General features: G+C 45.9%; 23 protein-coding genes, 1 rRNA gene, 1 pseudogene and 1 riboswitch. Of the genes and pseudogenes, 18 read left to right on the plus strand and 7 right to left on the minus strand.

Translation table 11 applies throughout. From position 1 onward, the window contains the following. Positions 1 to 32: 32 nt before the first annotated feature. A pseudogene (locus ACZ5ZC_RS17795) lies at positions 33 to 377 on the plus strand (MarC family protein); the annotation flags it as partial. A gap of 57 nt (positions 378 to 434) precedes the next feature. Here the strand turns inward: ACZ5ZC_RS17795 and ACZ5ZC_RS17800 are convergent. Next, positions 435 to 701 (minus strand): DUF1145 domain-containing protein, encoded by a 267-nt coding sequence (locus tag ACZ5ZC_RS17800; protein ID WP_005378704.1) that lies wholly within the window; start codon positions 699 to 701, stop codon positions 435 to 437. 25 nt (positions 702 to 726) lie between these two features. Beyond that, complete coding sequence (gene rsmD / locus ACZ5ZC_RS17805; protein ID WP_054868128.1) at positions 727 to 1,326, minus strand: 16S rRNA (guanine(966)-N(2))-methyltransferase RsmD; 600 nt, start codon at positions 1,324 to 1,326, stop codon at positions 727 to 729. A gap of 230 nt (positions 1,327 to 1,556) precedes the next feature. On the opposite strand from rsmD, the gene ftsY reads away from it, so the two are divergent. The 6 genes from ftsY (at position 1,557) to glpG (ending at position 7,105) form a co-directional block, all read left to right on the plus strand. Beyond that, positions 1,557 to 2,759, plus strand: a complete 1,203-nt coding sequence (gene ftsY / locus ACZ5ZC_RS17810; protein ID WP_464932167.1) for a signal recognition particle-docking protein FtsY — start codon at positions 1,557 to 1,559, stop codon at positions 2,757 to 2,759. A gap of 22 nt (positions 2,760 to 2,781) precedes the next feature. After that, positions 2,782 to 3,456 carry a cell division ATP-binding protein FtsE gene (gene ftsE / locus ACZ5ZC_RS17815; protein WP_005393800.1) on the plus strand — a complete coding sequence of 225 codons (675 nt, stop codon included), beginning with the start codon at positions 2,782 to 2,784 and terminating at the stop codon, positions 3,454 to 3,456. Further along, a complete protein-coding gene (gene ftsX / locus ACZ5ZC_RS17820) occupies positions 3,446 to 4,414 on the plus strand; it encodes a permease-like cell division protein FtsX (protein ID WP_005393793.1) in 969 nt (322 codons plus the stop codon). Before ftsE ends, ftsX begins: the two co-directional genes overlap by 11 nt. A gap of 177 nt (positions 4,415 to 4,591) precedes the next feature. After that, positions 4,592 to 5,449: an RNA polymerase sigma factor RpoH gene (gene rpoH, locus ACZ5ZC_RS17825; RefSeq protein ID WP_005378693.1), complete on the plus strand. Its 858-nt coding sequence runs from the start codon at positions 4,592 to 4,594 to the stop codon at positions 5,447 to 5,449. 493 nt (positions 5,450 to 5,942) lie between these two features. Next, on the plus strand, positions 5,943 to 6,263 hold the full coding sequence (glpE, locus tag ACZ5ZC_RS17830; protein WP_054868131.1) for a thiosulfate sulfurtransferase GlpE: 321 nt from the start codon (positions 5,943 to 5,945) through the stop codon (positions 6,261 to 6,263). Further along, complete coding sequence (gene glpG / locus ACZ5ZC_RS17835) at positions 6,263 to 7,105, plus strand: rhomboid family intramembrane serine protease GlpG (protein WP_005393785.1); 843 nt, start codon at positions 6,263 to 6,265, stop codon at positions 7,103 to 7,105. Before glpE ends, glpG begins: the two co-directional genes overlap by 1 nt. 58 nt (positions 7,106 to 7,163) lie before the next feature. Here the strand turns inward: glpG and ACZ5ZC_RS17840 are convergent, their stop codons facing one another. Continuing rightward, positions 7,164 to 7,574: a flagellar basal body-associated protein FliL gene (locus ACZ5ZC_RS17840; protein ID WP_054868132.1), complete on the minus strand. Its 411-nt coding sequence runs from the start codon at positions 7,572 to 7,574 to the stop codon at positions 7,164 to 7,166. Positions 7,575 to 7,735: 161 nt separating this feature from the next. On the opposite strand from ACZ5ZC_RS17840, the gene ACZ5ZC_RS17845 reads away from it, so the two are divergent. Together ACZ5ZC_RS17845 and ubiA are read left to right on the plus strand one after the other, a co-directional pair. Then, the gene (locus ACZ5ZC_RS17845; protein WP_005393781.1) at positions 7,736 to 8,275 is read left to right on the plus strand and encodes a chorismate lyase; all 540 of its coding nucleotides are present in this window, start codon (positions 7,736 to 7,738) and stop codon (positions 8,273 to 8,275) included. Beyond that, positions 8,276 to 9,130, plus strand: a complete 855-nt coding sequence (ubiA, locus tag ACZ5ZC_RS17850; protein WP_005393780.1) for a 4-hydroxybenzoate octaprenyltransferase — start codon at positions 8,276 to 8,278, stop codon at positions 9,128 to 9,130. A 67-nt stretch (positions 9,131 to 9,197) separates the two neighbouring features. On the opposite strand, the gene plsB is transcribed toward ubiA, so the two are convergent. Continuing rightward, complete coding sequence (gene plsB / locus ACZ5ZC_RS17855; RefSeq protein WP_139059595.1) at positions 9,198 to 11,624, minus strand: glycerol-3-phosphate 1-O-acyltransferase PlsB; 2,427 nt, start codon at positions 11,622 to 11,624, stop codon at positions 9,198 to 9,200. Positions 11,625 to 11,991: 367 nt separating this feature from the next. Between plsB and lexA the strand changes: the two genes are divergently transcribed. The 3 genes from lexA to dinF all read left to right on the plus strand — a co-directional run bounded on the left by lexA (position 11,992) and on the right by dinF (position 15,009). Next, the gene (lexA, locus tag ACZ5ZC_RS17860) at positions 11,992 to 12,615 is read left to right on the plus strand and encodes a transcriptional repressor LexA (RefSeq protein WP_005393778.1); all 624 of its coding nucleotides are present in this window, start codon (positions 11,992 to 11,994) and stop codon (positions 12,613 to 12,615) included. 194 nt (positions 12,616 to 12,809) lie between these two features. Then, positions 12,810 to 13,604 (plus strand): class I SAM-dependent methyltransferase, encoded by a 795-nt coding sequence (locus ACZ5ZC_RS17865; RefSeq protein WP_005378679.1) that lies wholly within the window; start codon positions 12,810 to 12,812, stop codon positions 13,602 to 13,604. A gap of 55 nt (positions 13,605 to 13,659) precedes the next feature. Next, positions 13,660 to 15,009 (plus strand): MATE family efflux transporter DinF, encoded by a 1,350-nt coding sequence (gene dinF, locus ACZ5ZC_RS17870; protein WP_464932168.1) that lies wholly within the window; start codon positions 13,660 to 13,662, stop codon positions 15,007 to 15,009. A gap of 57 nt (positions 15,010 to 15,066) precedes the next feature. Here the strand turns inward: dinF and sthA are convergent, their stop codons facing one another. Further along, positions 15,067 to 16,497 (minus strand): Si-specific NAD(P)(+) transhydrogenase, encoded by a 1,431-nt coding sequence (gene sthA / locus ACZ5ZC_RS17875; RefSeq protein WP_167426147.1) that lies wholly within the window; start codon positions 16,495 to 16,497, stop codon positions 15,067 to 15,069. A 263-nt stretch (positions 16,498 to 16,760) separates the two neighbouring features. Between sthA and fabR the strand changes: the two genes are divergently transcribed. Next, complete coding sequence (gene fabR, locus ACZ5ZC_RS17880; RefSeq protein ID WP_005378632.1) at positions 16,761 to 17,402, plus strand: HTH-type transcriptional repressor FabR; 642 nt, start codon at positions 16,761 to 16,763, stop codon at positions 17,400 to 17,402. Beyond that, the gene (locus ACZ5ZC_RS17885) at positions 17,402 to 17,767 is read left to right on the plus strand and encodes a YijD family membrane protein (RefSeq protein ID WP_005378634.1); all 366 of its coding nucleotides are present in this window, start codon (positions 17,402 to 17,404) and stop codon (positions 17,765 to 17,767) included. The genes fabR and ACZ5ZC_RS17885 overlap by 1 nt, the downstream gene beginning before the upstream one ends. A gap of 65 nt (positions 17,768 to 17,832) precedes the next feature. Here ACZ5ZC_RS17885 and trmA read toward each other — a convergent pair whose 3' ends face one another. Continuing rightward, a complete protein-coding gene (gene trmA / locus ACZ5ZC_RS17890; protein ID WP_054868136.1) occupies positions 17,833 to 18,942 on the minus strand; it encodes a tRNA (uridine(54)-C5)-methyltransferase TrmA in 1,110 nt (369 codons plus the stop codon). A 186-nt stretch (positions 18,943 to 19,128) separates the two neighbouring features. Beyond that, positions 19,129 to 19,326: riboswitch (cobalamin riboswitch) on the plus strand. 56 nt (positions 19,327 to 19,382) lie between these two features. On the opposite strand from trmA, the gene btuB reads away from it, so the two are divergent. Genes btuB through murI form a run of 3 tightly spaced genes read left to right on the plus strand, consistent with a single transcriptional unit; the run spans position 19,383 to position 22,806 of the window. Next, a complete protein-coding gene (gene btuB, locus ACZ5ZC_RS17895; RefSeq protein WP_395204466.1) occupies positions 19,383 to 21,218 on the plus strand; it encodes a TonB-dependent vitamin B12 receptor in 1,836 nt (611 codons plus the stop codon). Positions 21,219 to 21,278: 60 nt separating this feature from the next. Further along, a complete protein-coding gene (locus ACZ5ZC_RS17900; protein ID WP_464932169.1) occupies positions 21,279 to 21,962 on the plus strand; it encodes a Dph6-related ATP pyrophosphatase in 684 nt (227 codons plus the stop codon). A 40-nt stretch (positions 21,963 to 22,002) separates the two neighbouring features. Then, complete coding sequence (gene murI, locus ACZ5ZC_RS17905) at positions 22,003 to 22,806, plus strand: glutamate racemase (RefSeq protein WP_046874611.1); 804 nt, start codon at positions 22,003 to 22,005, stop codon at positions 22,804 to 22,806. Here murI and ACZ5ZC_RS17910 read toward each other — a convergent pair. Next, positions 22,769 to 23,224: an RNA-binding protein gene (locus ACZ5ZC_RS17910; RefSeq protein ID WP_031780357.1), complete on the minus strand. Its 456-nt coding sequence runs from the start codon at positions 23,222 to 23,224 to the stop codon at positions 22,769 to 22,771. The two genes, murI and ACZ5ZC_RS17910, sit on opposite strands and share 38 nt — an antisense overlap. A gap of 599 nt (positions 23,225 to 23,823) precedes the next feature. On the opposite strand from ACZ5ZC_RS17910, the gene ACZ5ZC_RS17915 reads away from it, so the two are divergent. Next, positions 23,824 to 25,376: ribosomal RNA gene (locus ACZ5ZC_RS17915) — 16S ribosomal RNA — on the plus strand. Positions 25,377 to 25,489 lie beyond the last annotated feature (113 nt).

The following is a 25,489-nucleotide window of genomic DNA, read 5'->3' on the forward strand; positions in this document are numbered from 1 at the left end:
ATAAAAAATATTATGCTTTCTTAGGGGTATCTCTTATCGCGATTAAGATGATCTTTCCGAGTGCTGGCAGCATCACTGGACTGGCGGCAGGCGAGGAACCCTTTATTGTTCCGATGGCCATTCCTATGATCGCGGGCCCTTCAGTGATTGCAGCATTGCTTTTGCTCTCTTCACAGCATCCAGAAAAAATGTTGGAAATGTCCGCATCAGTTGTGATTGCGTGGGGCGCAACATTTTTTATTCTAATGTTTTATGGCTTCTTTAATCGTTTGTTGGGCGAGCGTGGCTTAAAAGCGGTAGAGCGTTTAATGGGCTTGTTGCTGGTGATGATCTCTACTCAAATGTTTTTGGATGGTGTTAAGAGCTATCTTGGGTGATGGAAGAAACGCAATAAAAAAGCCGCTCTTGTGAGCGGCTTTTTAGTATTTGGGCGATTACATCATGTGTTTACGACGAATATCGAGCAGGGCAAAAATACCAAAGATCAGGATGGAATATTTTTCCCAACTGCTCATTTTAATTTTGTCGCCAAATGCGCCAATGAAGATGGCCATTTGTAAACCGTGCATGATGAACAAAAAAGCGGTCATGATGTACAGCGCAATCGCGGCATTACCGGGAAACGGCATAAAAATATTTAGGATTAATACTAACCAAACAAAGGCGATAGCCGCTTTGGCCAGCATAATTAGTGCTTTCATTTAAGTATCCTTTTAAATCGAGGCGTTATGCGGAGGTACGTTCATACAGACGATAGCTCACTTGGCCTGCTGTTTTTTCTCGATGTAACTGCCAGTTTTCTGGTAAGTCGGCAATATTGAGTTCTTTTTCTGTTTCAATATAAATCATCGCATCTTCCGCGAGCCAGCCATTTTGTTCTAGCAGAGCCACGGTTTCATCTAATAGTCCCTTACGAAACGGTGGGTCAATAAACACCACATGGTGAGCAGTACCCGGCTGTTCTAAAAAGCTCAGTGCGTCGGTATTTACCACTTGGATGTTGTTCGCGTTAAGAGAGGCAACATTCTTTTGTAACTGTTGGAAAGCTTGTGGGTTCAGCTCGACCATGGTCACTTGCTCTGCTTGGCGCGAAGCCGACTCAAAGCCTAAACCGCCGGAGCCGGCAAATAAGTCGAGACATTTTGCTTGCGGCACATCTTGAGCCAGCCAGTTAAATAGCGTTTCTTTGACGCGATCGGTCGTTGGGCGTAAGCCTTCAGCATCGTGTACAGGAAGTTTTCTGCCTCTCCATAAGCCACTAATAATGCGAACAAAGCCCGTTGTTGGCTTTTTTTGTGATGAGTTTTGCTGGCGACGTCTTACCATAGATTTTTTGACCGCTAATAAAGTGATACTATATCTAATCGCCCAAGCCGTGAGCTTGGAGCTTGGATACAGCCCAGAATATTCAAGATGACAGAGTGTAACACTAATAAGATTAGAATTACCTAATCGGAAAGTTTTCACAACTTTGTCATTAGCCTTTTTTAGACAGATAATAATCTTGTCAAAAAAGAGTCATTAATAGATAAAAGAACAATCTAGGATAGCCCCAGATGACGGAAAAAAAGAAGCGCGGATTACTTTCGTGGCTAGGTTTTGGTGACGAAGAACAAAGCCCAAAACCAAAAACTGAAGAAACAGTAAAAGAAGAAGCAGTGGAAGCGCCTTCTGAAGAGCAGCAAACCGACGCGGCTGCTGAGCAAGCGGAAGCAACGCCAGAACTTGAAGAAGAATCGAAAAAAGCGGAGGCTGCCCCAGCAGAAGCAGAAGCAGAAGCAGAAGCAGAAGCAGAAGAGCCTGCTCCACCTCGCGTTCAAGAACAAGAAAAGCCAACAGAGAGCTTTTTTGCTCGCCTCAAACGCAGCCTAAGCCGCACAAAAGCAAACATCGGCGCTGGCTTCTTCGGTCTGTTCAGCGGTAAGAAAATCGATGAAGACTTATTTGAAGAGCTAGAAGAGCAACTGCTTATTGCTGATGTGGGCATGAATACCACAACAAAAATTATCAACAACCTGACAGAAAAAGCCACACGTGGCGATCTGAAAGACGGCGAAGCCCTTTATGGTTTGTTGAAAGAAGAAATGGCTGAGATTCTTTCTAAAGTCGAGCAGCCACTAGAAATCGATAGCAACAAAACGCCTTACGTTATCTTAATGGTGGGTGTAAATGGCGTGGGTAAAACCACGACCATCGGTAAGCTTGCCAAGCAGTTCCAAACTCAAGGCAAAAAAGTGATGCTTGCAGCGGGCGATACTTTCCGTGCCGCAGCGGTTGAGCAGCTACAAGTGTGGGGTGAACGTAACAACGTTCCTGTGATTGCCCAGCATACTGGCGCAGACAGTGCTTCTGTTATCTATGATGCGATTGAAGCGGCAAAAGCACGTGGTGTGGATGTTGTGATTGCCGATACCGCGGGTCGTTTACAGAACAAAGCGAACCTAATGGAAGAGCTGCGTAAGATTGTACGTGTGATGAAGAAAATTGATGACTCTGCACCACACGAGATCATGCTGACGCTAGACGCAGGTACAGGGCAAAATGCCATCAGCCAAGCGAAACTTTTCAGTGATGTTGCCCCTCTAACCGGGATTACCTTGACTAAGCTGGATGGTACAGCGAAAGGCGGCGTAATTTTCGCTATTGCCGATCAGTTTGGTATTCCAATTCGTTACATTGGTGTGGGTGAAGGTATCGAAGACTTGCGTCCATTTGAAACTCAAGAGTTTATTGACGCACTGTTTAGTCGTGAAGAATAAAAAGAGTTAGAGGAAATCAACGGTGATCAAATTTCAGCAAGTGAGCAAAGCTTACCGAGGTGGTCGACAAGCACTGCAAAAAGTCGATTTTCACCTGAGGCGCGGTGAAATGGCGTTTTTAGGCGGGCATTCCGGGGCTGGTAAAAGTACCTTGCTGAAATTGATCTGCGCGATAGAGCGCCCAACCGATGGAAAAATCCATTTTAATGGTCACGATATCACGCGTATTCCAAGCAAAGACATCCCTTTTTTGCGCCGCAATATTGGGATTGTTTTTCAAGATCATCGCCTATTGATGGATCGCAGTGTGTACGACAATGTCGCTCTGCCAATGCGTATCGAATCGATTTCTGAAAACGAAATCAAACGCCGTGTTTCTGCGGCGTTAGATAAAACGGGCTTACTCGATAAAGCTCGTTGCCTACCTAGTCAACTTTCTGGTGGTGAGCAACAACGCGTCGGTATTGCTCGTGCCGTAGTCAATCGACCAACGTTGCTGGTGGCTGATGAGCCGACAGGTAACCTTGACCCAGAATTATCCAACCGTGTGTTGCGTCTATTCGAAGAATTTAATCGTGCGGGAGTGACCATCTTACTCGCCACGCACGATGTGGGGTTAGTAAATACTCGCCCACAGTATCGTCATTTTGAATTAAACCAAGGCTTCCTAAGTGAGGTAGAAGACTATGGCAGGTAACAAGCACTCCCAAAAGAAGGGGAAAGGCCGCAGTGCCAAGCGTGCAAATACCGATGGTTTTTTCTCTGTCCACGCAAAACAAGCAAAATCCTCTTTTAGCGCCTTATGGCAACGACCTTTAGGTAATATCCTGACCCTAGCCGTGATTTCAATGGCACTTGCTATGCCAGCTTGTTTGTATCTACTGGGCAAAAACGTCGCGGGTGCCGCGGAAGATGTGGCATCTCCCTCGCAAGTTAGTGCTTACTTAGTAGAAGGCATGCCGGATGCACGTGTGATGGTTCTCAAAGATCAAATTGAAACTTGGCCTTTGGTAAAAGAGGTGGAATATATTTCACCGCAACAAGGTCTATCTGATTTAAGCCAATATGCAGGATTCGATCAGGCTATCAGCCTTTTAAGTGGCTATGCGCTACCCGGTGTGTTGGTGATTACGCCAGCCTCGGAGCTAAAGAGTGATATTCAGTCATTAGCCAAAGACGTTCGAGAGCAACAAGATGTGACCGACGTGAGACTTGATGAAGATTGGCTGGCGCGTCTTGATGCGATCAAAACTCTCGCGAGTATTATTGTCATTACTCTGACAGTGTTGATGCTCGGTGCGGTATTTTTAATCGTTGGCAACACGTTGCGATTTAATGTGCTGGCGAATAAAGAAGAGATTCAAACCATGAAACTGATCGGTGCGACGGACAGTTTTATTCTGCGCCCTTATTTGTACACGGGGATGTGGTTTGGCGTATTAGGTGCCACCATCGCGTGGTTGGTAACGGCTTTAGTGACCATTGTTATGAATAGTGCGGTGGAAGATCTTGCTGCGTTGTACGACAGCCAGTTTCGCCTGATTGGTCTAAGCTGGGATGAATCTTTGCTATTAATCATCATTGGTAGTCTTTTGGGATGCATTGCGGCGCGCTTTTCTGCGCAACGACATTTAAAAGAAATTGAACCAGTTTAAGTGATGAAGGTCTTACTACTTGGATTTTATTAGCACTAGCTAATCTGGATCCCTTGTTTAGACCGAATGTTTATGGATAATTGCTTCCCCTTCTTGAAACTTGTTCATTTTGAGTTCAAGATATCGAAGCTAAATTTGCAATGTAATGCTCCAGATCAGAGATTGATGAGGAATTGAATGACAAAAGAAGCGTATCCGATGGCTCTAGTCACGCAAGATAGCCTTGATAGCTATATTCGCTCAGTAAACAGCTACCCAATGCTGACTGCAGACGAAGAGCGTGAGCTGGCAGAACGATTACACTACAAAGGTGAGATTGAGGCTGCAAAAGGTCTAATTCTTTCGCACCTACGATTCGTTGTTCACGTTGCTCGTGGTTACTCTGGCTACGGTTTGCCAATGGCGGACCTTGTGCAAGAGGGTAACATCGGTCTAATGAAAGCCGTTAAGCGTTTTAACCCAGAGGTAGGGGTTCGCTTGGTGTCTTTTGCTGTCCACTGGATCAAAGCAGAGATCCACGAATACGTGCTACGTAACTGGCGTATCGTGAAAATTGCGACCACTAAAGCGCAACGTAAGTTGTTCTTCAACTTGCGTAAGTCGAAAAAGCGCTTGGGTTGGTTTAACAACGGTGAAGTCGAAACCGTTGCGCGTGAGTTAGGTGTTGAGCCTTCTGAAGTTCGCGAGATGGAATCACGCTTAGCGGCGGTGGATTCAACCTTTGATATGCCAACTGATGAAGACGACAGCTCAAACGCTTACACAGCGCCGATGCTGTACCTAGAAGACAAATCGTCTGATGTGGCTGACAACATCGAAGCTGCAAACTGGGAAATGCACACCAACAACCGCTTGGGTCATGCATTAGCGAGTTTGGATGAGCGTAGTCAGCGCATCGTGCGTTCTCGTTGGTTAGATGATGAGAAAGCAACATTGCAAGACTTAGCTGATGAGTTTGGCGTTTCTGCAGAGCGTATTCGTCAGTTAGAAAAAAACGCAATGAAGAAACTAAAATTGGCCGTGGGTGAATTTTAAGTTCCACTGCTAATTGAAAGTAAGATTTTCATAGAAAGCCGAGATCATGTGATCTCGGCTTTTTTATTGTCGATCGAAAATCGATAGCGTTTGCGATCCGGATTTTATGTGCTACCTGTGTATAACTCTGTGAAGTAATTATTTATCAACTGTTCGAAACCCGGACAAAATAAGGGATTCAAGCACTTTTCCATCTGGGGATAGTTATAGATATACACACAGTTAGATCAGGATCATCACTACATATTGTGGATCAAAAGATCCAAATATACTTTATCAACGCAATTCACAGCTTTATCCACAAATGGTTGGAATGTGTACACTTTTTAAAACCCTGATTATCCATGTGTCTAAGTTTTTCGTTGGATAGGTTACAATAGCGGCAGTATACCCAAGCGGCTTCAAATATAGACTTTATGCTGTACCACGGGTGCTGATTAGTACGTTAGGTTCGAGGTTGCTTGGGTATATTAATAAGACAATGAGAAAGTAAATGGATCAGTTTAAGCATATCGATGTACAAGGTGCGCAAGCGCTGCTCGAGCAGGGTGATGCGAAGCTTGTAGATATCCGTGACGCTCAATCGTTTGCCGTTGCGCATGCGGAGTCCGCGTATCACTTAACCAACGATACGATCGTTGCGTTTATGGATGAAGTGGAGTTCGAGCAACCCATTCTGGTGATGTGTTACCACGGCATTAGTAGCCAAGGTGCCGCACAATATTTAGTTAACCAAGGCTTTGAACAGGTGTACAGTGTGGATGGTGGCTTTGAAGCCTGGCACCGAGCAGAACTACCGATAGTGAGAAGTTAATGAAAAGATTGGTAACGTTAAATAATCCACGTATGGCGCAAGCCTTTATTGATTATATGGCCTCTCGCCAAATTGACATCGAAATGATGCCAGAAGGGGATGGACAATTTGCGCTGTGGCTGACCGATAGCCAGCATGAAATAGAAGCGGAAGCCGAACTCAAGCAGTTCCTTGCTAACCCGTCTGATTCAAAATACAGCGCCGCCTCGTGGGACGTTGCCGATACTCGCAAGAGCACCTTTCATTATTCTAGCCCGAGTATCATGAGCATGGTCAAAGCAAAAGCTGGCCCCATGACTTTGCTGATCATGACGGTGTGTACCATCATCTACTTGTTACAAATGTTTGGCTTTGGCAATGGCGTGTTTAAGTTGTTGCACTTCCCAGCCTTTGAGGGACAACAATGGCAAGTGTGGCGATGGCTAAGCCATGCGTTACTGCACTTTTCAGTGACTCACATCGTGTTCAACTTACTATGGTGGTGGCAGTTGGGTGGCGACATCGAACGTCGTCTCGGTTCCGGTAAGCTATTGCAACTCTTTGTGGTGTCGGCAGCGCTTTCTGGGGCTGGCCAATTCTATGTTGAAGGGGCAAACTTCGGTGGCTTGTCTGGCGTGGTCTATGCGTTGCTTGGTTATTTGTGGATATTGGGTTACCGCTTGCCACATTTAGGCCTTACGCTACCCAAGCCAATCATCGTTTTTATGTTGGTGTGGTTAGTACTTGGTTTTGTGCAGCCGTTCATGGCGATTGCAAACACCGCTCACTTGGTGGGTTTACTGTCGGGGATGGCGATTGCGCTGTTTGATTCAGGCAAGATGAAATACCAACAGCAAGCCTAAATCTGAAATGAAAAGACCGCTCAAGAGCGGTCTTTTTTATGCTCAAAACGATTTGGGTTTATTGGTAAAGGTATTTTGTAAACAACAAATCGGCAATGATGGTTTTACCTGTTTCGGGCAAAAGTGTTTCGTTGAGGGTCGTCACTAAGGTTTTGCGCAGATCTTCTCGGCCAGAAAGGGACTTAATAGTATCTTCTGTTTGCTTACCCAGTAATTCAATTACTGCATCGCGAATCAAAGGTTGGTGATGCTCAACAATCGATAAATCTTGTTGGCTCATTACCATGATGTCGATGCGCACTTGCACATAACCTAACTTTTTGCCTTTGGTGTAAAAGTTAGTAGTGAGATCAGGCTCAAGGGTAAAGTATGCCAACTTAGGTCCAGTTTCTTCCGTTTCAGCCCAACTTGGTGCGGCGAACAGTATGGTTAACGCAAAAATAATTTGGGCTATATAACGTTTGTACATATTTCTAACTTTTCTTTCTCTGGATCGCGATATTCGAATCGCTTCAGTCTTGATACAATGGGCCGTCTATAACAAATAACGGAACTTACGGTTACATACATTACTATGGACGGTAAGTTGTTGCTTTATTGTACGCATAAAGCCTCCAATTGAATACTAGTATGAATCAGCCAACATCACTCTATCTTGCTTCTTTATTGGAAGTAGAGTGGCAAAACCCCGAAGAATTCGAATTTCCAAATGAATTTGCCAAGCACTGGCTTGAAGAGCAAGGGTCTTTGTCACGTCGTTTAAAGCAACACTGCCAAGCATTAACGGTAGAATTGCTACAAAATCAGATCGTCACTGCGGCGACGTTAAAACAGGACGAAAGCCAGTTATTGTCCGAACAAGATTGCTTACTGCGAGAGGTAATTTTGTGTGGTGACAATGATAACTGGGTTATCGGACGGACATTAATTCCTCGCTCAACCTTAGTTGATCAGCAGTATGATTTGGCTCAACAAGGGGATATCCCATTAGGACTAACAGTGTTCAGCGCAGACAACGTTGAGCGGGACTCTTTGCAAATGGGATGGGTAGCCGTACCAGAAGGACGTTTGTTAGCGCGACGCTCAAGGTTGTGGATGAATCACAAACCGATGCTGGTCGCCGAGTTATTCTTATCTAATTCACCAGTTTACGCTAAGGAGACAGTGTAAATGTCCGCAGAAAAAGCCAAAGCATATTGGCAACTGATGCGCATGGATCGCCCAATTGGTTCACTGTTACTGATGTGGCCAACGATTTGGGCGCTGATTATCTCAGCCCAAGGGATGCCGAGTTGGGATGTATTTATCGTGTTTGTATTGGGTGTATTCCTAATGCGTAGCGCGGGGTGCGTGATTAATGATTTTGCTGACCGCAAAGTCGACGGCCATGTAAAACGTACCAAGCAACGCCCACTGCCATCAGGGAAAGTGACAGCAAAAGAAGCGATTGGATTATTTTTGGTTTTGGGTATCAGCTCATTCTTGTTAGTGCTGACCATGAACCCGTTGACGATTCAGCTATCCTTCGCTGGCATCGTGTTAGCGTTCATTTATCCATTTATGAAGCGTTACACTCATATTCCACAGCTCTTTTTAGGCTTGGCGTTTAGCTGGGCAATTCCAATGGCGTGGGCTGCACAAACCGGGGAGCTACCACTGATAGTTTGGTTTGTGTTTCTGATTAACGCTTTATGGACCATTGCTTATGATACTCAGTATGCGATGGTCGATCGCGATGATGATTTAAAGATTGGCATTAAATCGACGGCAATTTTGTTTGGTCGTCATGACAAACTCATCATTGGGGTATTGCAACTGATTACGCTCGCGATGTTGGTTTGGTTAGGGCAGTTCTACCAATTGGGGCAAAGTTACTACTGGACCCTTTTGATTGCAGCGTCGTTGTTTGTTTATCAGCAGCACTTAATTCGTCACCGCGAGCGGGAGTTGTGCTTTAAGGCTTTCCTCAACAACAACTATGTTGGCATGGTGATAGCGATAGGGTTATTGGTCGCATTTTGGTAAGCGAAGAAATAGCAAAAAGGCATCCGATTGGATGCCTTTTTTCTTATTTTGGAAGAAGGTAAAACGGTTACGACTGAAGTTGATGAATACTCTCTTCGATCGTCAGTTTCACTTCTGGATAAAGCAGAGTGAATAGTAATCGTGCAAATTGCTGCGTTTTCTTCGTGTCACAGTTACCATCGTTATCGAGGTATTTTTGCTGTTTGAGCGTATTGAACATAGCGGTAAACACACCTTTATCGAAGAATTCTGGCGCATTAATACCGTGTAAGCGTCCTAAACGTTGAGCAATATCTTGGCTCTTCTGTTCTAGGTCCGATTTACCGAGCTCTGGGTAAGCAACAAGCAAGTTCATCGCGATAGAGTAGCGCTGCAGTGTTTCCGTGATTGTACGACCTAGCAGAACCAAAGGCTGGTTGTTCGACTGATTGATCTCCAGCTTATCACCATCGAGGCTAATCATTTTCTGATCGGCAAACTCATGCAGTGTTTTAACGACCAATTCATCCAACTCGTCTTCTTGATAGCTTAAGAACAACTCTTTCTTCAAGAATGGGTAGATTTGCGCGACATTCGCTTGAATCTTTTCTACCGAGAGGTTGCGCTGACGAATGATCATCTGAGCAATTAATGATGGCAGAGCAAACAAGTGGATGATGTTGTTGCGGTAGTAGGTCATCAGGATCGACTGGCTACGATCCAGCGAAATGATGTCACCCATGCTATCGGTTTCAATCACGAACTTATCAAGCGAAATTGCATGATCGACCAACTCCTCAGCACTTTCGGTAGGGATAGTGGAGGTGCTTGAGTACGGGTTGTTTTTGAGTAGCTTTAAGTAACACTCAATCTGGTTGATCAGCGAGTCACGAGAAAGTGCACGTTGACGAGAAGCAAGCAGTGCGGTTGCACACAAGGTCAACGCGTTTGCCGCCGCCGCATCGTTGATGTGCGTCATCATCTTATTAGCAAGGTCGTTGACCACAGGGTTCATCCATTGTGGTTTGTTACCACCCATGCTGTCGATGTCTTTCGTCCATTCAGGAGCGTGCTCGTTCAAGTATTGGTTGAGCTGAATTGGCTCACCGAAGTTCACATAGCCCAAACCAAAGTTACGCAGTTTACGCAGAGTACGCAGTACAAGCCCTGCGTTTTCTTTCTCTTTGCGTTTGCCACGCAGCTCTTTCGCGTAAGTGCCTACTTCCATTACGTGCTCGTAGCCGATGTAGACCGGCACTAGCGTTACTGGGCGGTTTAGACCACGTAGCATTGCTTGGATGGTCATAGCCAGCATACCCGTTTTCGCTTGCAGTAAGCGACCTGTACGTGAACGACCACCCTCACTGAAGTACTCGACTGAATAGCCTTTGGCAAACAGCTCAGCTAGATACTCGCGGAAAATGGTTGAGTACAGTTTGTTACCTTTAAAGCTACGACGAATAAAGAACGCCCCACCGCGACGGAAAAGAGGACCGGCCGGGAAGAAGTTCAGGTTAATGCCTGCCGCAATGTGCGGAGGCACCATGCCTTCATGGTATAGAACGTAAGACAACAGTAGGTAGTCCATGTGACTACGGTGACACGGAACGTACACAATTTCGTGGCCGTCTTGCGCTAAACGACGCACAGTCGAGGCGTTATTGATGTGCAACCCTTGGTATAGCTTTGTCCATAGCCAACTCAGTATGCGGTCGCCGTTTTTCACTAGACCATAGGAGAAGTCGGCGGCGATTTCATCCATGATGTCATGTGCTTCTTTACGTGCCTTATCAATCGAGATGTTTTTGCTCTTGGCTTCGTCAGCGATCGCCAGTTCAATAGCTGGAGATTTTAGTAAACGAGCAAACAACACTTGGCGTTGTGGCAGGTTTGGGCCTGAAGCCGCAAGTTTTTGGCGAGAGAAGTGGATACGCGCCACGCGAGCCAATTTGTGCGCAATTGCGCTGTCGGTACCGTGAGAGTCTGCCATATAACGCAGAGATACCACGGGACTAAAGCGAACCAAGCAGTCGCGTCCTGCTGCTATTACCGCTTTCGCCTTTTGCGGGCCATTCATTGGCTGAAGGTAAGGCTTTTGGTTTTCTTCTTTACCTGGTTTACGACCCCAAAGCACGGTTGCAGGGATCATTTGAACGTCCAATTCACTGTCCAGTTTATGCAGTTCCAGCAAGTCCGTGAACAGAGAGACAGAGTCGGTTGGGACATCATTATCGTTGTTCATCACAGTTGGACGCGCAGCGATAAAGACGAAACGGTTCAACGTTTTGCCATTGATTTCCAGCGGACTGAGCGGGTCAGGCAGACCAAGGCTCATGGCTTGTTTTTGCAGTGTCAGCAAATCCACGTTCGAGCGGAACGGTAGGGCATATACAATCGGCTTAGCGAGGTCGATATTCAGATCTTCAATCGGGTTCGACGGGATTGTGGTGCCCTTTACCAGTACCGATAAAGGTAGTTTTAGTAATGAACGTGAAAATGATTGTCCAGAAGACATAAAGTTCACAGCCTCAATAGGTATTCAAACAGGCCTAACCTTATTTCAGTGTCCGCTTGCATGTCTTCTATAGAAAAAGAAATGAGTACGGCAAAAGAAATAAGCCTAGGCGATAAAATTTAAGCGCAGCAAGGATACCAGAAACTGGTCAAACCTTTTAATTTTATTGGCTGTAAATTAGTCGAACTCCTAAGTTGTTGCTTTACTTTGATTAACTGAAAAGGCGGTGTTTTAAACGCATGAATAATGAACTTGGGCAGCAAACGAAGTGCACTCCACAAATAAATTAAAAAACAACCAATTGGGTTTTCATTTGAGCATTTACTGGATATACTCACAGTTAACTGTATAAAAAGACAGGTGAGACATGAAGCCGTTAACGCCACGCCAACAACAAGTCTTCGATTTGATCAAAAGTAAAATCGATGACACCGGAATGCCACCAACTCGTGCAGAGATTGCGCGTGAGCTTGGCTTCCGCTCTGCGAATGCCGCAGAGGAACACCTAAAAGCGCTTGCTCGTAAGCAAGCAATTGAAATTATTCCAGGTGCATCGCGTGGGATTCGTATCCTACTTGATGACTCTGCCGCTAATGACGAACAGGGCTTGCCTTTGATTGGTCAAGTTGCTGCGGGTGAGCCCATATTGGCTCAGGAACACGTAGAAGCGCATTACCAAGTCGATCCTGCGATGTTCAAACCGCAAGCGGATTTCTTACTTCGTGTAAATGGCGAAAGTATGAAAGACATCGGGATTATGGATGGCGATCTGCTCGCGGTGCATAAAACCCAAGACGTGAGAGACGGTCAAGTTGTCGTTGCGCGCGTTGATGATGATGTGACAGTAAAGCGTTTAGAGCGCAAAGGTTCAACCATATTACTGCATGCTGAGAATGAAGAGTTTGCCCCAATTCAAGTGGACTTAACGTCTCAGCACCTTACGATTGAAGGCTTAGCCGTTGGTATTATTCGCAATACCGATTGGATGTAAGTGTGTTTAAGCAGCCCAGTTCATCTGGGCTGTTTTGTCTCTTCTCTTCTTTTCTCTTTTTCTACTTCCTCCAAAAGCTTGCTTATCATCTTGACCTTGTTTGTTTTGAGCAATTTATAAGCTTGATAATGTAATTGATATTCATTATCATCTTTATTAATGTCTATGTTTTCTCTCTGGCGCAGGAAATGCCCATGTCTCAGTCTAAACATCAAGTTCCTAACCATTTATTAAAGCCACTGTTATTGCGTAGCCGTGAAAGCATGGTCGACAATGGCTTGGTGTACGATCCGATAGCTGCTAAAGCGTGTTTGAGTTGTAAGATGGCGCCGGATTGTTTGAGTGGTGATATTGCGCAGAAGCAATTGCTGCACGTGACGCTGACTCAGCTTTGTGACCAGCAGGTTAGTCACTTCTTACAGCAGTATCCCGATGCTTGGATAATCAATGTTGGAGCTGGGCTGGATACCCGCTTTTATCGTTTGGATAATGGGCGCTGCCATTGGATAGAGCTGGACGTGACGGAAAATTTGGTATGGCGTCAGCGCTTGTTCCACAAAAATGAACGTTATGAACATCGCTGTGGCAGTGTGGATGAAATGTCGTGGCTAGAGACGTTAGCCATTCCAGAGCAAGCACCGGTGCTCATTTTATGTGAAATGGCACTGCTCGATTGCACAGAGCGTCAAGTCGCGAAATTTATTCAAACCTTGGGTCGACATTTTGTTTCTGCTGAACTGTGTATGGTGCTGGCAGGAGATTTAACGGAAACCAAGTGGGGGCAAAAGCTTGGCTCTGATCGTTATGCTCATGGCTTTGAAGCGCCTGCAGCACAGATATTGCAATGGTTACCATGGGCACAATGGGTGAAAGCTTTCTCGCCATTCGATAGATTCTGTTCTCGTTGGAAAGCTTGGCAGCGTTGGCTTAATAAGATTCCAATGTTGAAGCATCGCCTCACGCCAGTCCTCGTTCACATCAAGTGGTAATTGGCTAGTCGTTAAGCGCTCAGGTACACTCGTCGATCTTACTGATGAGGTGCCTGTGACAAATTCAATCTTCTCTCCTTTATCTAACCCAAAAGTTCATCGCCAAGTCTTAGCTTTAGCGATACCTATGGTGCTGTCGAATATTACTGTTCCATTGCTCGGTTTGGTCGATGCTGCGGTGATTGGTCATCTAGACCACGCTTGGTATTTGGGTGGTGTTGCGTTGGGCAGCACCATGATCAGCGTGACGTTTTGGCTGCTTGGTTTTTTGCGTATGTCGACTACTGGGTTGGCGGCGCAGTCCTATGGCGGTGAAGACCGAAAGCAACTTGCCTTGGTGTTTATGCAAGGCTCACTTATGGCGCTGCTGTTTGCGTTAGTCTTCCTTATTGCCCATACCCCGATTGCTGATTTGATCTTTGGTTGGAGTGACGCCAGTGCTGAAGTGAAGCACTACGGCATGCAATATTTCTCTATCCGAGTGTGGAGTGCCCCCGCTGCGCTAATGAACTTTGTGTTGTTGGGGTGGTTGCTCGGAACGCAAAATTCCAAAGCACCAATGTGGATGGTGATCATCACCAACGTGACTAATATTGCCCTCGATTTGTTGTTTGTGATGGGTTTGGGGTGGAAAGTAGAAGGTGCTGCGCTGGCATCGGTGATTGCTGACTACTCAGGTATGGGTTTTGGTCTCATGTGTGTCTGGAAAACCTGGCGAGAGAGGAAATTACCATCACCTCAAAAGCTGCTAGCCAGCACTCAACACGGGTTAGGGCGCTTCGTGAAATTGAATCGCGATATTTTCTTGCGCTCTTTGTGTCTGCAAGCGGCTTTTAGCTTTATGACGTTCCAAGGCGCAAGCTTTGGTGATGAGGTTGTCGCTGCAAATGCGGTACTGATGAGCTTCCTGATGATTATCTCGTATGGCATGGATGGCTTTGCTTATGCAATGGAGGCCATGGTCGGGAAGGCGATTGGCGCCAAAGATAGGCAACAATTGAGTGCATCACTTGTCGGTACTTTTTTTTGGAGTTTGGTTATTTGCTTAGGACTGACCGCGCTCTTTGGTTTGGCGGGATCGCAGTTGATCGCCATGATCACTTCAATTGAGGCGGTACAACAGCAAGCCGCGGTGTATCTACCTTGGCTGGTGGTGATGCCACTTGCGTCGATGTGGTGCTTTTTATTGGATGGCATTTTTGTCGGTGCAACCAAAGGCAAAGACATGCGCAATAGTATGTTTGTCGCGACCAGCAGTTTCTTCGTTGTCTTTTACTTGTTCGCCGAGTGGGAAAATCACGCGCTGTGGTTTGCAATGACGAGCTTTATGTTGATGCGGGGTATTGGCTTAGGGGTTATCTTTCTCTACCAATGGCGTAAGGATACCTTCCTCGCACAATGTTGATATAAAAACAGCAGGTCCAAGCCTGCTGTTTTTCTGTTTGCTATCAAGAAGCATAGATTAGAACAAGCGGTTCAAACCATTCAATGCAGCGACACGATACGCTTCGGCCATCGTCGGATAGTTGAAGGTGGTATTGACGAAATACTCGATGGTATTCGCTGAGCCTTTTTGCTCCATAATGGCTTGACCGATGTGGATAATTTCCGCGGCACGTTCGCCAAAGCAGTGAATCCCTAAAATTTCTTTGGTTTCACGATGGAACAATATCTTCAAGCTGCCGATGTCTTTCCCTGCGATCTGTGCACGAGCTAGATGCTTGAAGGAAGAGCGTCCTACTTCATACGGTACTTTCGCAGCTGTTAGTTCTTGCTCGGTTTTACCCACAGAGCTAATCTCTGGGATGGTGTAGATACCTGTTGGAATATCATCAATCAGATAGTTTTCTGCCTGACCTTTCGTAATGGCTTGTGCGACAAATCGCCCTTGGTCATAAGCGGCGCTTGCAAGGCTAGGGTAACCGATGACATCGCCTACAGCGTAAATGTGCTCAATATCGGTTTGGTAGTTACGGTTTACTTTTAGTTGTCCGCGAGAATCCGCTTCCAGACTCACTGCACCCAAATTCAACTTATCGGTGTTACCTGTTCGACCATTCGCATACAACAAACAGTCCGCCTTCATCTTCTTGCCAGATTGTAGGTGAATAATCACGCCATCTTCTGTGCCTTCGATTTTTTCATAGGTCTCATCATTACGAATTACCACACCGCTGTTCCAGAAGTGGTAAGACAGCGCATCTGACACTTCGTTATCCAAAAACTCCAACAAGCGGTCTCGGGTATTGATAAGGTCGGTTTTCACTCCAAGTCCGCGGAAGATAGATGCGTATTCACAACCGATAACGCCTGCACCGTAAATGATGATATGGCGAGGGTCGTGTTTCAGGCTCAAAATGGAATCACTGTCGTAGATGCGCTCATGCAAGAAATCAACGTCGTTAGGCTGATACGGACGAGAACCCGTCGCGATGACAAACTTATCCGCAGAATAGATTTCTTCTGTGCCGTCGCTTTGCATCACTGCAATAGAGTAGTTATCGATAAATCGCGCGGTCCCGAACAAAAGTGTGCATGAGTTACGGTCATAAAAGCCCTGACGAAGTCGAGTTTGCTTATCAATGACCGACTTGGCATGACCTAAAATGTCAGAAAATGTTGCATGAACGCTGGTGTTGTTTCGACAAAATAGCGGGTTGCTATTAAATTCGATGATGCGGCTAACGGCATGACGCAGTGCTTTTGATGGAATGGTACCCCAGTGAGTACAACCGCCGCCGACACTGCTTTCTTTCTCGACAATGGCAACATTCAGTCCCGCTTTGGTTAATCCCATTGCAGCCCCTTCTCCGCCAGGGCCACTACCGATTACGATCACGTCATAGTGATTAACATGCGCCATGATGCCTTCCTTGTTATATTTGCTTAACATTGCTTTAGCGCGATTTTAACTCATTTACTCTATTGGTACACGTCATGCCTGTTAGAGAGTGGAAGTGATCACGCAGAATCGAACAAAAGGATGATTTGGTATGTTGTATGTCTATAAATTGCATCGAGAACATTGCAATTAGATGCATGCCAATAGTAACGTTCTCGGCGCTCAGAGCGAGCGAAGTAACATATCTTTCTCCGTAGGAGCAAATTGCGTTATATTGAGGCTCTTGTACCCTACAGAAAAAGAGCAAGTTAAGAATGAAATCGATGGGAATCCGCGCACAGCAAAAAGAGAAGACACGTCGATCATTGATCGATGCGGCATTTAGTCAATTAAGTGCGGATCGCAGCTTTTCCAGCCTTAGCTTGCGAGAAGTCGCCCGAGAGGCAGGGATTGCACCGACTTCTTTTTACCGCCACTTCAAAGATATGGATGAGCTAGGCTTAACTATGGTCGATGAAGGCGGTTTGCTACTACGTCAACTGATGCGTCAGGCGCGTCAACGTATTGTGAAAGAAGGTAGCGTAATTCGTACCTCGGTCGAAACCTTTATGGAATTCATTGAAAGTAGTCCGAACGTCTTTCGTTTGTTGTTGCGTGAGCGCTCCGGCACTTCTGCTGAATTTCGTACCGCAGTTGCTCGAGAAATCCAGCATTTTGCGGCAGAATTAACCGAGTATTTAATGAGCACCGGCGTGACCAGAGAAGAGGCGTATACTCAAGCAGAAGCGTCTGTGACTTTGGTTTTCAGTTCGGGGGCTGAAGCTTTAGATTTAGATCGACGTGAGCGCGATGAACTCGCCGAGCGATTGATCATGCAATTGCGAATGATAGCCAAAGGGGCCTATTGGTATCGCAAAGAACGTGAACGTAACCGATTAAAAGGCGGGATAGAATAATGTCGAATGGAAATAAATCTGAAAAGAAAACGCTGATTTTGGCACTGGTTGCAGGTATGTGTGGTGATGCTTTGTTGTCATGGTTGACCATGAGCGAAGTGTCTTTTTCCATCTTCCCTCTGATTGCACTCGTGCTAGCTGTACAGGCGCTTTACCAAGAATATCTTAACAACCCAGTATCAGAAGATATCCCACTTGTTGGTCTGGCGTGTTTCTTCGTGGGTGCATTTGGTCACTCTGCGTTTATCAAAGCGCAATACCCAGAAGCAGGCTCAAACTTCTTTGCGATCATGGTTTCAATGATCTTACTCGCATGGATTGGTAAGAAGCTAGGTTTTGTCAGCAAGAAGACTTCTGCGGAATAAGCAAAACGAATCAAATTAAAAAAAGCGAGCCATTGAGCTCGCTTTTTTGTATTTGACGCGGTGGGTTAAGCTTTGCGTTCCAATAGCACGCCCGCTTCCATATGGTGGGTATAAGGGAATTGGTCAAACAGAGCAAAACGCGTCACGTTGTGTGTTTCGCATAGAATGTCCAAGTTCTCTTTTAGAGTCTCAGGGTTACAAGAGATGTACATGATGCGCTCGTAACCTTGCACCATTTTACAAGTATCGACATCCATCCCAGCACGTGGTGGATCGACAAAAATCGTATTGCAGTTGTAGCTCTTCAGATCCACGCCTGCATCTTGTAGACGACGGAATTCACGTTTACCTTCGATTGCTTGAGTAAATTCCTCTGCTGATAGACGTAGGATTTGTACGTTATCAATCTTATTGGCGGCGATGTTGTACTGTGCAGATACAACCGATGGTTTTGCTAGCTCAGTTGCCAGGACGCGGTCGAAATTCTGTGCCAAGGCCAGCGAGAAGTTACCGTTACCACAGTAAAGTTCTAGTAGGTCGCCAGTGCTTTCTTGGGTGCAGTCGACCGCCCATTCCAGCATCTTCTCTGCGACTTTGCCGTTCGGCTGAGTGAAGCTGTTCTCTACTTGTTGGTAGATGTAGCTCTGACCATTTACATCGAGTTTCTCGACCACGTAGTCGCGGTCTAGGACAATCTTCATCTTACGAGCACGACCAATGATGTTTAGGTTGAAGCCTTCATCATTTAAGCGCTGTTTAAGGGCTTTCGCGTTTTCAATCCACTCTTCATCAAGTTGGCGATGGTAAAGGAGTGAAACCAGAATCTCACCACTTAGCGTCGATAGGAAATCCACCTGGAACAGTTTACGACGTAGCGAGTCGTTGTCTTTCATCGCTTCAACCAATAGCGGCATCAGGTCGTTGATCAGACGGCTTGCTGCAGGGAATTGGTCAACTCGGTATTTTTCACGAGTTTCTTGGTTGAACATGATGTAGTAAAGATCTTCGCCTTCATGCCAAACACGGAACTCAGCACGCATGCGGTAGTGCTGCTCTGGTGATTCAAACACTTCCAGTTCTGGCATGTTGTATGGCGCGAACATATCCGTGAGACGTTCGACTTTTTCAGCCAGTTGTTCTTGGTAGCGTTGTGGGTTTACATCAAGAGTAGCCATGATCTTACCTTTTATGGTGCATTCAATTTAAGAGCGCAGATTTTATTCAATCTCAATAGGATGTCCAGTTTTGTACTGGAATTGATTTAAAGATAGTGCGTACAGACAGAGTAGAAAGCAAAATCAATCAAAACGTTACAACTTGTAAGGGCAATATTGGCTGGACAAATAATCAATAGCTGAATAATATTTGCCTCAAGCTGGTGCTATCTAGCAATCTAGATGGCTGAAATGGGAATCTGGTGTGAATCCAGAACTGACGCGCAGCGGTAAAAGAGAACGAACGCTCATCAGACACTGCATTAGTTTATGTGGGAAGTCGAGTAAGTAGGCGGTACACCCGTGCTCTTGAGTCCGAATACCTGCCAGCAACTGAGCCACAGCACTGGACTGTCATGACGACAGGGCTCGGAAGGAATTACGCGATTTAGGACAATACAATGAGAAAATCCGCACTGGCGATCACTTTGGCATCGCTGCTTTCACCTGTCTCTTATCTACAGGCCCAAGAAACCTCTACTGACGAAACCATCGTTGTGACTGCAAACCGTTTTGAGCAAGCCGAAAGCCGTACGTTGGCAGATGTCGAAGTGGTTACTCGACAAGACATCGATCGCATTCAAGCGAAAACCCTACCAGATGTATTGCGTCGTCTTACGGGGATTCAAGTTTCACAAAATGGTGGCCGTGGTCAGTTAGCGTCTTTATTTGTTCGTGGAACCAGTTCCGACCAAGTTTTAGTACTGGTTGATGGCGTACGTTTTGCACGAGCAGCGAAGGGCGCTGTGGACTTTAACCAAATCCCACTTACTTACGTTCAACGGATTGAGTACGTGCGTGGTGCGCGTGCGTCACTTTATGGCTCAGAAGCGATTGGTGGCGTGATCAATATCATCACCATTGCGCGTGCTGACGAAGAAGGAACGAAGTTAAGTGCGGGTTTAGGTAGCTTAGATTACCAAGAATTGAGTGTGGCATCTGGCATTAAAGTCACAGAGAGCGGCCAGCTGAATATCGCGCTTGGTAGTGAAAGTGATGATGGTTATAACGTTCGTCCTGTACCTGGAGTTAATGACGGCGATCGCCATGGCTTTGATACAAAGAATGGTCTGCTAGGTTACGTGCATAACTTCAATGATCAGTGGTCTGTATTTGGTAACCTACGTGCTTACGAAAATGTTTATCAATATGACAGCAGCTACGGCAGTCGTGGTTATTACGAAGCAGAAAAAGACGACCTTTCTGCCACTCTGGGCGGTAAGTATCAGTCTGATAATGTAATGTCAGAACTACAAGTAACAGCACAGAAACAGAAGTCTTGGAACTATGAGCAAGCAAAAGGCAAACACTCAGGTACTGAAGATGAACTTGAGCAGCAAAATGTCCAGTGGACCAACAGTTACTTGCTAAACAACAATACGACGTTGGCTGGTGGTATTGATTGGCGTAATGAGTCTTATAAAGACAAGAATGCGAATAAAACGTTTGATCGTACCAATGGCGCTCTGTTTGGTATGGCAACCACCAGTATTGATAAAGCAATGCTTGAGGGCAGTGCTCGCCTTGATGATAACGAAGAATACGGTAGTGAGTTCACTTACAGTTTAGCTGCTGGTTACCAATTTGTGCCAGAGTTTGGGGTTAAAGCTTCTTTTGGTACTGCGTTTAAGGCTCCAAACCTATATCAACAGTATGACCCAACGTACGGTGAGAAAGATCTTAAGCCGGAAGAGTCAGATGCTTGGGAGCTAGCATTCAGCGGTGATGTCCAAGGCGTTTTTTGGTCCGTAACGGGTTATGACTATAAAATCACGAATCTTATCGATTACCATCCAACCACATATAAATATTTGAATGTCGATGGTGAAACACATATCCAAGGTGTGGAGCTTGTTGCTGAGTTTGATACAGGGATTGTGCAGCACCAGTTGAGTGCGGATTACAAAGATGCTGAAGACGATAAAGGGCATCAGTTGCAGCGCCGCGCTAAAGAAATGTATAAGTGGAACGCTTTAGTGAGCTTCGATAAAGTGGACTGGTCGGTTAGCTATCAGTACGTAGGTAAGCGTCCAGATGTGGATTACAGCACTTGGCCTTCACAAGATATCACGCTTTCTTCTTACTCGTTGGTTGATACGGCTGTGACTTACTATCCGAATGAGTCGACCTCTATTAGTGCTCGTATCGATAATCTATTTGATGAAGAGTATGAGATGGCAAAAGGTTACCCTGCCGCGGAGCGAGCGTACTATCTAAACGTTGGCTACGAATTCTAATCGTGAATGAACACAAACCGCCTTCGGGCGGTTTTTAATATTTTTGTGATGGAAAATCGAATGACGAAACCTAAGCAAGTGGTGATCAGTTGGTCCAATGGCAAAGATTCGACATTAACGCTTGAGCGCCTTAACGAGAATCCAAATTATCAAGTTGTCGGTTTGTACACGACTTACGTAGGGAAAGAAGTCCCTTTCCAAGCAACTCCGCTTGAGGTTGTACAAATGCAAGCAGACTTACTTGCGCTTCCGCTCATTACTATCGAACTGCCTGAAGTCTTTCCGAGTAACGACATTTATCAATCGACCATCGTTAATGCATTACAAAGTAGTGGTCTGAATATAGAAGCTGTCGCATTTGGCGATATGTTTTGCAATGGCATTGCCGAGTACCGACGCAGCTATATTGAACCTGCTGGCTGGGAGTGCGTCTTTCCGCTATTAGGGGAGAGCAGCGACAAACTAGCGATGGAAATCATAGAGCGTGGTATTCAAACGATGTTGATCACCATCGACGGAAGTGTTCTCCCTCCAGAGTGGTGTGGTCGCTGGTATGACAAAGTCCTAATAGAGTCATTACCAAGTCAAATTGATCCCTGTGGGGAAAATGGTGAATTTCACACACTGGTCACGTCTTCGCCGTCTTTTCAAGGGCATATCGAGCTAACGAAGCGAGATGTAGAATCTGGAGATAGATTCAGCCATCAAAGATACCATGCTAAAGCATTGCCAAAACAAATCTAAGCAGTATGATCGCAACGTTTCTGTTCTTTAGGTAAGGCTCGTGCGAGTAGCAAGTAAGAAAAAAGTCCTAGTTTTTGACTCCGGTGTTGGTGGTCTTTCTGTATTCCAAGAGATACATCGCCTATTGCCGCATCTTGACTACTTATACTTATTCGATAATCAGGCTTACCCTTATGGTGAACTCGATCAGGCGGTACTCATTTCACGAGTTAACCAACTGGTCTCTTCATTAGTCGAAGAACACCAAGTCGACATTGTTGTCATTGCTTGTAATACGGCAAGCACCATAGTGCTTCCTTCCTTACGTGAAAATCTATCGATTCCCGTTGTTGGTGTTGTCCCTGCGATTAAACCCGCATCGCTTTTGGCATCAAAAGGGGTAGGGCTGATCGCCACTCCGGCGACAGTAACACGCCAATATACTCACGAGTTAATACGAGACTTTGCGCAAGGCAAACCAGTTGAGCTGTTGGGATCAACTCGCTTGGTGGATATGGCCGAAGAGAAGTTGCGAGGCAACAGCGTTTCTCTAGACGAACTGACAAAAATCCTGCTTCCGCTTCGCGATAAAGTAGACGTTGCGGTACTCGGTTGTACTCACTTCCCTTTAATCAAAGAGGAAATTCATCAAGCTTTGGGTGGGGACGTTACTTTAATTGATTCGGGTGCAGCCATTGCACGTCGAGTAAAAGCATTACTATTAAGTGATGAAATTGAGGATACGGAAGAGGGAAGTAAGTCGATTTATGCCAGTGCAACTCCTTGGCAGGAAGATGCACTGAACATTTGTTTAAAGAAGCTAGGTTTTAATCCTGTTCTGGTTTACCACCATCCGGGTGTTTAGGATCGTTCGCAATTCTCACTTTTAGCGTTCTCTCCATATATTCCTTTTCATTCAGTTTAGCGATAGCTGGCTTGGCATCTGCCGCAGCCATCACGACAAAACCAAACCCTCTTCTTTTTCCAGTGCGCTTATCTTTCATTAAGCGTACTGCATAGACCTGTCCATATTCAGCAAACAAATCGCGAACGTGACTCTCATTGGCCTTATAAGGAAGGTTGCCGACATACAGAGTTTTAGTTGATGGATCCGAGTCCGTTGATTGAATAGAAGGTGTCTGGCTAGAAAATGAAAATAAAAAAGCAGTAGCGATAACACCAATGAGAAAACTCAAGGCTGGTGGGATGGTGACTTGAGAGAAGACGATTCCCCCAACGACGGCCAGCCCAGCACATAAAATCAGATTTTTTTTAGACGTCATTTTAATTACTACACATAGTGATAAAGAGATCGATTGTCCATTAACAGAATAGACACATGAATCTTACGTATATGGTTGGTGTTTTTCCAACCAATTGCTGTGATATGTCTCAAATGTGACGAAGAAATATGCAAATATCACGCTTTTGGCTAACTAATGACCTGTTGAAAGTTTTTTTGCAAAAAACGCTTGTACTAATTTCTCAACTCCCTATACTGCGCATCCACCGACACGGAGTGAGACGAAAGTCACACAGCGAGTCGGAAGTGAGAGAAAAAGAAATTTGAAAAAATGCTTGACTCTCTCACGGTGCGGAGTAAGATACGCACCCCTAACGACGAGCAACTAAGTTGCTGGATAAGTTAGAAAAGCTCTTTAAAAATATAAACCTATCAATCTGTGTGGGCACTCGTTGATGATAATCCAATTAGAAACTTCGGTTTCAAATTAGGTTTCAATGAAACGAAGTGACCATTCGAATTGGGAAGCAGCCTTGAGCTGTTTTGTTTTACTTTTCTAAAGTGAAAACCAATAAGAGCACAGTCAATTCAAACATTACTTTATGTAATGTTCAGTATTCATTGAGCCGACAAAATCTTAAATTGAAGAGTTTGATCATGGCTCAGATTGAACGCTGGCGGCAGGCCTAACACATGCAAGTCGAGCGGAAACGAGTTATCTGAACCTTCGGGGAACGATAACGGCGTCGAGCGGCGGACGGGTGAGTAATGCCTAGGAAATTGCCCTGATGTGGGGGATAACCATTGGAAACGATGGCTAATACCGCATGATGCCTACGGGCCAAAGAGGGGGACCTTCGGGCCTCTCGCGTCAGGATATGCCTAGGTGGGATTAGCTAGTTGGTGAGGTAAGGGCTCACCAAGGCAACGATCCCTAGCTGGTCTGAGAGGATGATCAGCCACACTGGAACTGAGACACGGTCCAGACTCCTACGGGAGGCAGCAGTGGGGAATATTGCACAATGGGCGCAAGCCTGATGCAGCCATGCCGCGTGTGTGAAGAAGGCCTTCGGGTTGTAAAGCACTTTCAGTCGTGAGGAAGGCGGCGTCGTTAATAGCGGCGTTGTTTGACGTTAGCGACAGAAGAAGCACCGGCTAACTCCGTGCCAGCAGCCGCGGTAATACGGAGGGTGCGAGCGTTAATCGGAATTACTGGGCGTAAAGCGCATGCAGGTGGTTTGTTAAGTCAGATGTGAAAGCCCGGGGCTCAACCTCGGAATAGCATTTGAAACTGGCAGACTAGAGTACTGTAGAGGGGGGTAGAATTTCAGGTGTAGCGGTGAAATGCGTAGAGATCTGAAGGAATACCGGTGGCGAAGGCGGCCCCCTGGACAGATACTGACACTCAGATGCGAAAGCGTGGGGAGCAAACAGGATTAGATACCCTGGTAGTCCACGCCGTAAACGATGTCTACTTGGAGGTTGTGGCCTTGAGCCGTGGCTTTCGGAGCTAACGCGTTAAGTAGACCGCCTGGGGAGTACGGTCGCAAGATTAAAACTCAAATGAATTGACGGGGGCCCGCACAAGCGGTGGAGCATGTGGTTTAATTCGATGCAACGCGAAGAACCTTACCTACTCTTGACATCCAGAGAACTTTCCAGAGATGGATTGGTGCCTTCGGGAACTCTGAGACAGGTGCTGCATGGCTGTCGTCAGCTCGTGTTGTGAAATGTTGGGTTAAGTCCCGCAACGAGCGCAACCCTTATCCTTGTTTGCCAGCGAGTAATGTCGGGAACTCCAGGGAGACTGCCGGTGATAAACCGGAGGAAGGTGGGGACGACGTCAAGTCATCATGGCCCTTACGAGTAGGGCTACACACGTGCTACAATGGCGCATACAGAGGGCGGCCAACTTGCGAGAGTGAGCGAATCCCAAAAAGTGCGTCGTAGTCCGGATTGGAGTCTGCAACTCGACTCCATGAAGTCGGAATCGCTAGTAATCGTGGATCAGAATGCCACGGTGAATACGTTCCCGGGCCTTGTACACACCGCCCGTCACACCATGGGAGTGGGCTGCAAAAGAAGTAGGTAGTTTAACCTTCGGGGGGACGCTTACCACTTTGTGGTTCATGACTGGGGTGAAGTCGTAACAAGGTAGCGCTAGGGGAACCTGGCGCTGGATCACCTCCTTAAACGATGATTATTGCGATGAGTGTTCACACAGATTGATGGTTTTGAAGCGAAAGCTTCGAGCTATTATTGCTCTTTAACAATTTGGAAAGCTGACAAAACAACAATTTATTGT

It is taken from the genome of Vibrio sp. JCM 18905, assembly GCF_055393305.1.